The organism is Burkholderia sp. AU45251, assembly GCF_030482905.1.
Taxonomy (GTDB): Bacteria; Pseudomonadota; Gammaproteobacteria; order Burkholderiales; family Burkholderiaceae; genus Burkholderia; species Burkholderia aenigmatica.
In genome coordinates this window covers 1-1,733 of sequence record NZ_JAUJQH010000066.1, presented here as the reverse complement: position 1 = coordinate 1,733, position 1,733 = coordinate 1, and the positions used below count along the sequence as shown (strand labels likewise).

At 53.8% G+C, this 1,733-nt stretch carries 1 rRNA gene; it reads left to right on the top strand.

Going from position 1 to position 1,733, the window contains the following annotated elements:
* Window positions 1–185: 185 nt before the first annotated feature.
* Window positions 186–1,718, top strand: a 16S ribosomal RNA gene (locus tag QZM67_RS39740).
* Window positions 1,719–1,733: the final 15 nt, after the last annotated feature.

Here is a 1,733-nt window from a genome sequence, read left to right as displayed (position 1 = left end):
GCTCTTTAAAAATTAACAGCCGATAAGTGTGGGCGCTTGATGGAAGCGAGCTGATCCTCGGATCAGATAGCGAAAGTATCAAGAGTCTCACACTAAAGTAAGTCAGGTTTATGAAGCAATTCATATTCCTGTCAGCTTTGAGTGAGCGACCGGTTCTTAACTGAACCGAAAACAGTAACAGGTTTAAACTGAAGAGTTTGATCCTGGCTCAGATTGAACGCTGGCGGCATGCCTTACACATGCAAGTCGAACGGCAGCACGGGTGCTTGCACCTGGTGGCGAGTGGCGAACGGGTGAGTAATACATCGGAACATGTCCTGTAGTGGGGGATAGCCCGGCGAAAGCCGGATTAATACCGCATACGATCTACGGATGAAAGCGGGGGACCTTCGGGCCTCGCGCTATAGGGTTGGCCGATGGCTGATTAGCTAGTTGGTGGGGTAAAGGCCTACCAAGGCGACGATCAGTAGCTGGTCTGAGAGGACGACCAGCCACACTGGGACTGAGACACGGCCCAGACTCCTACGGGAGGCAGCAGTGGGGAATTTTGGACAATGGGCGAAAGCCTGATCCAGCAATGCCGCGTGTGTGAAGAAGGCCTTCGGGTTGTAAAGCACTTTTGTCCGGAAAGAAATCCTTGGCTCTAATACAGTCGGGGGATGACGGTACCGGAAGAATAAGCACCGGCTAACTACGTGCCAGCAGCCGCGGTAATACGTAGGGTGCAAGCGTTAATCGGAATTACTGGGCGTAAAGCGTGCGCAGGCGGTTTGCTAAGACCGATGTGAAATCCCCGGGCTCAACCTGGGAACTGCATTGGTGACTGGCAGGCTAGAGTATGGCAGAGGGGGGTAGAATTCCACGTGTAGCAGTGAAATGCGTAGAGATGTGGAGGAATACCGATGGCGAAGGCAGCCCCCTGGGCCAATACTGACGCTCATGCACGAAAGCGTGGGGAGCAAACAGGATTAGATACCCTGGTAGTCCACGCCCTAAACGATGTCAACTAGTTGTTGGGGATTCATTTCCTTAGTAACGTAGCTAACGCGTGAAGTTGACCGCCTGGGGAGTACGGTCGCAAGATTAAAACTCAAAGGAATTGACGGGGACCCGCACAAGCGGTGGATGATGTGGATTAATTCGATGCAACGCGAAAAACCTTACCTACCCTTGACATGGTCGGAATCCCGCTGAGAGGTGGGAGTGCTCGAAAGAGAACCGGCGCACAGGTGCTGCATGGCTGTCGTCAGCTCGTGTCGTGAGATGTTGGGTTAAGTCCCGCAACGAGCGCAACCCTTGTCCTTAGTTGCTACGCAAGAGCACTCTAAGGAGACTGCCGGTGACAAACCGGAGGAAGGTGGGGATGACGTCAAGTCCTCATGGCCCTTATGGGTAGGGCTTCACACGTCATACAATGGTCGGAACAGAGGGTTGCCAACCCGCGAGGGGGAGCTAATCCCAGAAAACCGATCGTAGTCCGGATTGCACTCTGCAACTCGAGTGCATGAAGCTGGAATCGCTAGTAATCGCGGATCAGCATGCCGCGGTGAATACGTTCCCGGGTCTTGTACACACCGCCCGTCACACCATGGGAGTGGGTTTTACCAGAAGTGGCTAGTCTAACCGCAAGGAGGACGGTCACCACGGTAGGATTCATGACTGGGGTGAAGTCGTAACAAGGTAGCCGTATCGGAAGGTGCGGCTGGATCACCTCCTTTCCAGAGCTTCTCGCA